Annotated in this window: 6 protein-coding genes; 5 read left to right on the top strand and 1 reads right to left on the bottom strand. The window is 64.3% G+C overall.

Annotated features, from left to right (window positions below; translation table 11 throughout):
- Positions 1–164 precede the first annotated feature (164 nt).
- Both QP324_RS11665 and tgt read left to right on the top strand, forming a co-directional pair.
- Entirely contained in the window at positions 165–2,777 is a 2,613-nt protein-coding gene (locus tag QP324_RS11665) for an MMPL family transporter (RefSeq protein ID WP_284816133.1), read from the top strand.
- 2 nt (positions 2,778–2,779) lie between these two features.
- Positions 2,780–4,024, top strand: a complete 1,245-nt coding sequence (gene tgt / locus QP324_RS11670) for a tRNA guanosine(34) transglycosylase Tgt (RefSeq protein WP_284816135.1) — start codon at positions 2,780–2,782, stop codon at positions 4,022–4,024.
- Here tgt and QP324_RS11675 read toward each other — a convergent pair.
- Complete coding sequence (locus QP324_RS11675; RefSeq protein ID WP_284816137.1) at positions 4,009–4,692, bottom strand: queuosine precursor transporter; 684 nt, start codon at positions 4,690–4,692, stop codon at positions 4,009–4,011. The two genes, tgt and QP324_RS11675, sit on opposite strands and share 16 nt — an antisense overlap.
- Positions 4,693–4,716: 24 nt before the next feature.
- On the opposite strand from QP324_RS11675, the gene gluQRS reads away from it, so the two are divergent.
- From gluQRS to QP324_RS11690, 3 genes are read left to right on the top strand one after another with little or no spacing between them, the layout of a single operon-like run.
- Positions 4,717–5,610 carry a tRNA glutamyl-Q(34) synthetase GluQRS gene (gene gluQRS, locus QP324_RS11680; RefSeq protein ID WP_284816139.1) on the top strand — a complete coding sequence of 298 codons (894 nt, stop codon included), beginning with the start codon at positions 4,717–4,719 and terminating at the stop codon, positions 5,608–5,610.
- 11 nt (positions 5,611–5,621) lie between these two features.
- Positions 5,622–7,202 (top strand): sodium:proton antiporter, encoded by a 1,581-nt coding sequence (locus QP324_RS11685; RefSeq protein WP_284816141.1) that lies wholly within the window; start codon positions 5,622–5,624, stop codon positions 7,200–7,202.
- 10 nt (positions 7,203–7,212) lie between these two features.
- Complete coding sequence (locus tag QP324_RS11690) at positions 7,213–7,548, top strand: hypothetical protein (RefSeq protein WP_284816143.1); 336 nt, start codon at positions 7,213–7,215, stop codon at positions 7,546–7,548.
- Positions 7,549–7,664 lie beyond the last annotated feature (116 nt).

Below are 7,664 nucleotides of genomic sequence, written 5' to 3' on the forward strand. Positions count from 1 at the left end.
TTGACTGCATCGGGTGGCCACGGTTCTTTCTTGGCCCGCTGCCTTGGCATCGTCTGTGAATACGGGCTGCCCGGCGGCTAAGTAATAGGGAATAAGGGGCACGGCAACTACACTAGGGCAAAGTTCAACCCGTCCCCCACGCGAATGCGAAGGTACATCTACCCGTGGCTAAACTGCTTTATCGTCTTGGGCGCTGGTCTTTCCTCCATAAGTGGAAGGTCATCGTGGCATGGCTGCTGCTGCTCGCCGCCGTCGGCGGTGCCGCCGCCTTGCTGATGAAACCGATGACGAGCGAGTTCTCCATCAAGGGAACCCCGTCCATCGACGCCACCTACAAGACCATGGACCTCTTCCCAGAGGGCGGCAACCCTGCCAACTCGCCCTCGGTCAACGTGGTCTTCAAGGCTCCAGACGGCCAGAAGCTTTCTGATCCCGCAAACCGCGAGGCCATCGACGCCACCATCTCCTACCTCGAGGACAACCTAGAGATGGGCGATACCACGCGCTTTGGCAACCCGCTTGAGGTCTCGCCTCGATTGCAGGATCAGGTCATCCACCAGTTCACGGACATGGGGCTGCCGGAAGCATCCGCTCGCGCGGACGCGGACAACCTCGCCATGGTCAATGATGACGAGACCATTGCCTATACCACCTTTAATTTCGACGCCGAGTCGCCCTATAGCGTGGAGCAGGCCGATAAAGACACCGTTACCGAGGCAATGAATATTGCCCGCGACCGCGGCCTCACGGTAGAAGGCAATGGTGCCGGCTTCGGCGATGAAATCGCGGTCAATTCCACCTCTGAGATAATCGGCCTCGGCGTTGCCTTTATCGTGCTCATCTTTACCTTCGGCTCCCTGGTGGCCTCGGGTATGCCTTTGGTGTCCGCCGTCATCGGCGTGGGACTAGGCGCGCTGGGCATGTTCATTGCCACCCACTGGATTGAGCTCAATAATATGACCCCGGTCCTGGCCATCATGATCGGCCTTGCCGTGGGCATTGACTACGCGCTGTTTATCCTGTCGCGCTACCGCGCCGAGCGCCGCCGCATGGACGGGCCAGATGCCGCAGGCATGGCGGTGGGAACCGCCGGCTCCTCCGTGGTCTTTGCCGGCGCGACCGTCTTTACTGCGCTTTTTGCGCTTCTCATTGCACGCATCGGCTTCTTGACGGCCATGGGCTTGGCCGCCGCCGGCACCGTCGCCATCGCCGTATTGGTGTCGCTTACGCTCATCCCCGCGATGCTTGGTCTGCTGGGCGATAAGGCCTTCAACGGCCGCATTCCCGGCGTGGCCGGCAACCCGACCCGCAAGGGCAAGCGCCGCCGCGGGCCCACCATGGGCAACCGCTGGGTGCGCTTGGTCCAGAAGGTCCCCGGCCTGGCCATGGCGCTGGTCGTGCTCTCCCTGGGCGCGATGACCGCGCCGGTGCTCCACATGGAACTCGCCCTTCCGGCCGATACCACCTCCAATCCCGATACCACCCAGCGCAAGGCCGCCGACATCATGTCCGAGGGCTTCGGCCCCGGCGTCAACGGCCCCTTCCTCGCCGTGGTCGATGCCCACACGGTCAACGCGGATGCCGGCGCCCTCGCCCCGCTTGTCGACGCCCAATCCCAGCCCGAACCAGCCCCCGCGCCCGCCCCCGCCCCAGACGCGGAGGCCACGCCCGAGGACGCTGCACCAGAGGACGGTGCACCGCAGGACGTTGCGCCGGAGGACGCAGCCCCTGAGCAGCCGCAGCCGGACCAGCCCGAGGCCGAGGCCGAGCCGGAAATCGCCCCGGTCGCTGAGGTTGTAGATACCGCGGAAGGCGATGCGGATAATGCCTCGCCGGAGGATAAGGCCGCGCTCGCGTCCTTCCTATACACCGCGGACCAGCTTAAGGGGCTGGGCGGCGTGAAGCACGCGCAGATCGTCGGCCTGAGCCAGGACCAGCGCGCCGCGCAGATCATGGTCACCCCAGAAACCGCGCCGACGGACGCCGCGACGGTCAACGTTGCGCACGCGTTGCGCTCGGCCACCAGCGAGATTGAAGACGCCACCGGTACCGATATCGGCTTGACCGGCCTGACCGCCGTGCAGCTCGATATCACCGAGCGCCTCGAGGAAGCCATGGCGCCGTACCTGGCCATCGTCGTAGGCCTGGCCATCGTGCTACTGCTTTTGGTCTTCCGTTCCATCCTGGTGCCGCTGGTTGCGGGCCTGGGCTTCCTGCTGTCCGTCGGCGGCGCCTTCGGCCTGACCGTCCTGGTCTGGCAGGAAGGCCTGTGGAACCTGGTTCCCGCGCCGGGCCCGCTGATTTCCTTCATGCCGATCTTCCTCATCGGCGTGACCTTTGGCCTCGCGATGGACTACCAGGTCTTTTTGGTCACCCGCATGCGCGAGCATATCTCGCGGCATCCGGAGGGCACCGGCGGGCGATATAGCGCCGTCGACGAAGCCACCATCACCGGCTTTACCCAGGGCGCCCGCGTGGTGACGGCCGCGGCCATTATTATGATTTCGGTCTTCGTGGCCTTTATTAACCAGCCGCTGCCTTTCATTCAGATCTTTGGCTTTGCCCTGGCCGCCGGCGTGCTTTTCGACGCCTTCTTTATCCGCATGACCCTCGTCCCTGCCACCATGTTCCTCATGGGCCGCGCGACGTGGTGGATGCCGAAGTGGTTGGAGAAGATTCTGCCCACCCTGGATATCGAAGGCACCGCCCTGGAAGAAGAATGGGAAGCTAAACACGCCACCCCAGCCCCTATCCCCGCAGATGAGGAAGAAGAATAGAAATGGACTTGAGCTTCGACGTCGGCAAGCGCCTGCCCGAAGGCCCCGGCAAGCACGGCCGCAGCGGTGTCATCCACACTCCGCACGGTGATATTCGCACCCCGGCCTTCATCCCAGTAGCCACCAAAGCCACGGTCAAGACGCTTACCCCGGAACAAATTCGCTCCACTGGTGCGCAGGCCATCTTGTCGAATGCGTACCACCTCTACCTGCAGCCGGGCCACGACATCGTGGACGAGGCCGGCGGCGTGGCCGAGTTTGAAAACTGGCATGGCCCGACCTATACCGACTCCGGCGGATTCCAGGTCATGTCCCTGGGCGTGGGCTTCAAAAAGGTCCTTGCGATGGACGTTGCGGATCTCAGCGATAAGGACATCCGCGCCGCCAAGAAGGAACGCATGGCGCAGGTGGACGAGGACGGCGTGGATTTTAAATCCGTCATCGACGGCTCCAAGCACCGCTTTACCCCCGAGAAGTCCATGCAGATCCAACACGGGCTGGGCGCAGACATCATGTTTGCCTTCGACGAGCTGACCACGCTGGTTGATACGCGCACCTACCAGGAGGAATCCGTCGCGCGCACGCACCGCTGGGCCAAGCGCTGCCTGGATGAGCACGATCGCCTCACCCGCGAGCGCGCCCACCGCCCGAAGCAGTCGCTGTGGGGTGTTGTCCAAGGCGCGCAGTACGAGGACCTGCGCCGCCAAGCCACCCGCGGCCTGCTCGACCTCGACCGCGCCGCCCGCGAGGACGGTAAGCGCGGCTTCGGCGGTTTCGGCATCGGCGGCGCACTGGAAAAGGAAAACTTGGGCACCATCGTCGGCTGGGTCTGCGATGAGCTACCCGAGGACAAGCCGCGCCACCTGCTCGGCATCTCCGAGCCGGACGATATCTTCACCGCCGTCGAGGCGGGCGCCGATACCTTCGACTGCGTGGCGCCCACCCGCCTGGCGCGCCGCGGCGGCGTCTACACCCTTGACGGCCGTATGAACCTCACCAATGCGCGCTTCAAGCGGGACTTTGCCGGCGTCGACGAGGAATTCGGCGGCTACGTATCCGAGAATTACTCCCGCGCCTACCTGCACCACCTGCTCAAGGCGAAGGAATTCCTCGCCGGCACGCTGTGCACCATCCACAACGTGGAGTTCATGATTCGCCTGGTGGATAATATCCGCGCCGCCATCGACGGCGGCTACTACGAGGCCTACCGCGATGAATTCCTCGGCCGGTACTACGCCGGCAAGTAGTCCTCGCGCTTCTTCACCCACTGAATGACCGCGGCCGTCACCGGCAGCATGACGGCCTCCATCAGGGTCTTCCACACAAAGCCCACGATGACGTAATTGATGAACCCGCCCACGGTGTCTACGCCGATAACCGGCGCGGCGATGGCGCAAAAGAGCAGCGTATCGCCGAACTCGCCCACCACGGTGGAGGCGATAAGGCGCGCGAAGAGGCCCTTTTCGCCGGAACGCTTCTTCATGGCGGTCAGGGTCCAGGCGTTGAGGAGCTGGCCCACTAGGTAGCCGGCCAGCGAAGCGGCCAGAATCTGCGGCATCAGGCCAAGGGTGGCGGCGAAGGCCTCTTGACCCTCGTAGAAATCAGCCGCCGGCAGCCAGATGGCGATATAGAAACACACGGCCGCCAGAATGGCCATCGCGAAGCCGATGTAGACCGCGCGCCGGGTGGACTTGAAGCCATAGCACTCGGAGAGCACGTCGCCGACGATATAGGCCAGCGGGAAAAGGAAGAAGGCGCCATCGGTAACCAACGGGCCGAGCTGGACGCCCTTGGTGGCGTTGATATTAGAAATCAGGAAGGTCACCACAAACACGGTGACCAGCCAGGGGTAGAGGGTGGAGCGGACGGGAATGAAGCGCACCTCAGCGCCGTTCGATTTTTCCATGCCCGCCATTGTGCCAGCCCGTAGACTGTGGGCATGAATTCCGCGACCACCGGCGCCGGCCGTTACGCGCCCAGCCCCTCCGGCGATCTGCACTTTGGCAACCTCCGCACGGCGCTTTTGGCGTGGCTTTTCGCCCGGTCGACGGGCAGGCGCTTTGTGGTGCGCGTGGAGGACATCGATAAGCAGCGCTCTTCCCAGGAGTCGGCCGAGCGCCAGCTTGCGGATCTGCGCGCGCTCGGGCTGGACTGGGACGGTGAGGTCATCTACCAGCACGACCGCGACGTCGCCTATGAACAGGCTCTGGCCCAGCTGCCCACCTACGAGTGCTATTGCTCCCGCAAGGATATCCGTGAGGCCTCCCGCGCCCCGCACGCCATTCCCGGCCAGTACCCGGGCACCTGCCGCAACCTCACCGAAGACCAGCGCGCGGTCAAGCGTGCCGAGCTTGCGGCCCAGAATCGCCAGCCCGCCCTTCGCCTGCTTGCCGACGCCCCCACATTCACCATCCACGACGCCCTCCACGGCACCTATACGGGCGACGTCGATGACTTCATCCTGCGCCGCGGCGGCCAAGACACTGGCTGGGCCTATAACTTGGCCGTCGTCGTCGATGATGCCTATCAAGGCATCGACCAAGTGGTCCGCGGCGATGATCTGCTCTCCTCCGCGCCGCGTCAGGCCTACCTCGCCTCGCTGCTCGGCATCGAACCGCCGGAGTATATCCACGTCCCGCTCGTGCTCAATGCATCCGGCGAGCGCCTGGCCAAGCGCGATGGCGCGGTGACCATGCGGGAGATGGGGGAGGAGGGGGACGTCGTCAAGCAGCTGGCGGCCTCGCTGGGGTACAAGGCTCACAGCGCCGCGGATCTGCTCGCGCAATTCGCGCCCGATCGACTCAGCCCTGAGCCTTATATCTGGCGCGGGTAAAATCTGAGCCCATGGAAGTTCTACTGGTGCTCATTGGGCTCATGCTGCTGACCGTGTTCGTCGTCGCCATCGGTGACAAGATTGGGCTGCCGTGGCCGGCCCTGCTGACGATCATCACCGCCTGCGCGGTCTTCGTGCCCAGCCTGCCCCAGTTCGAGCCGCCCACCGAGCTCATCCTGCCCATCTTCCTGCCGCCGCTGCTGTGGGCGCTGGCCCGGCGCACCTCGTGGGGTGTTATCCGCGAGCAATGGGTGACCATCTTGAGCCTGTCCGTGCTGCTGGTGGTCGCCACCACGCTGGCCGTAGGTTTTACGGCCTATGCCTTCCTGCCCGGCATCAGCCTGGCCGCAGCCATCCTCATCGGTGCGGCCATCGCCCCGCCGGACCCCGTCGCCGTTGACGCCGTGGCCGAGCCCGCCGGCATCCCGCGCCGCATCATTACCACCTTGCAGACCGAGGGCCTGTTTAATGACGCCGCCTCCATCGTCGCCTTCAACCTCGCGCTGACGGCCGTGACCCAAGGCGATGAGCTCTCCTTCGGTGGCGGCGTGCTCAACTTCTTCTACTCCGCATTCGTCGCGGGCGGCCTCGGCTGGGGCGTCGGCCGGCTGGTGGCGCTGTTTATCACCCACGTCCACGACGTCACCGCGCGCAACGCGTTGACTTGGGTGACGCCGTTTGCGGTCTACCTCATCTCGGAGGAACTCGGCGCCTCCGGCGTTATCGCCGTGGTCATTGCGGCTGTGGAGCTTAATTCCCGGGCCGATATCCAGGCCGAGGACCGTCTTTCCGGCCAGTCCTTCTGGGAGACCATCGAGCTGCTCTTTACCGGCGTGGCCTTCGGACTCATTGGACTGACGGTGAATACGGCCATCGCGGAAGTCGGCTCGGACCTGTGGCACTCCGTGGTGGTGGGTGTCATCTTGTCCCTTGTGGCCTTCGTCGTCCGCTTGGTGTGGATGTACATCTATTACCGCATCAACGTCTCCCGCGGCCGCCCGCGCGTGGCGCCGCTGCGCCTGCAAGAAGTGCTGCTGATGACGTGGTCCGGCATGCGCGGCCTAGTCACCTTGGCGCTGGTTTTGTCCATCCCGGCCGGCGTGTTCAGCTTTCACCACGAGCTGGCGGTCATTGCACTGACCGTCTTGCTGGTCACGATGGTGGTGCCCGGCCTGCTCTTGCCGTGGCTGATGGAGCGCCTTGACCTGACAGAGGCCTCCCAAATCGCCAGCGATAAGATGCGCGCCGCCGTGGTGGCCCGCGCGCGTGCGGCCAGCATCGAGGCCCTGTCGCACTTCCGGCCCGACGGCCACATTACTGCCGACGCCGAGAAGGTCGACCCCGAAATTTCCGCCAACGTGATTCAGTGGTTCGAGGACCGGCTGGGTGATGGCGAGGATGTTTCCGATGACTCCCGCTGGCAGCGCGCCTGGCAGGCCCGCCACGTGGCTCTGGAGGCCCGCCGGACCGCTTTGGCGGCGGCGCAGGAGGAGCTGCTACGCATGCGCGGCTACCGGGCCTATAACCCAGCCATTGTGGATGAGGTGCTCGAGGAAATTGACCGCATGGTCTTGGGCACCAAGCGCCACTAGGCTGGGCGGCATGGATCCCTTCGATTATGCGCAGCTTGAGGACGCGCTGGATTACCTCTACGACTTCCTTGACCAGGATCTAGCGGACCGCGTGCGCGCCGAGCGCGAATACGTTCCAGACGGGATGGAAGGCTTGCTTGCCGACGACTCCCTTGATGACTACGTCTGGCTGTGGATCAAAGACTCAGGTCCGAACGGCTTCCGGCAATACCTGCGCGATGGGGGCTATTCCGAGGCCGAGGTCTCCCAGGCTTTCCTCTGGGCGCGCACCGAATGGGGGATGAATACGCCGCCGCACGTCGCATGGCTTAAGGCGGATGGCTACGAGCCGCCGGTCATCGATTAGCGGCCAGTGCGGCCGCGCGCCCGTATACAACAAAAATCCGGGTTAAGTAGCAGAATGTGTGTCCGTTCGGCGTGTTGCGGGGCGGGTACACGGTTAGTTACTTCATGGGGCCTTTT

It is taken from the genome of Corynebacterium sp. UMB0012 (assembly GCF_030216265.1).
Lineage (GTDB): Bacteria > Actinomycetota > Actinomycetes > Mycobacteriales > Mycobacteriaceae > Corynebacterium.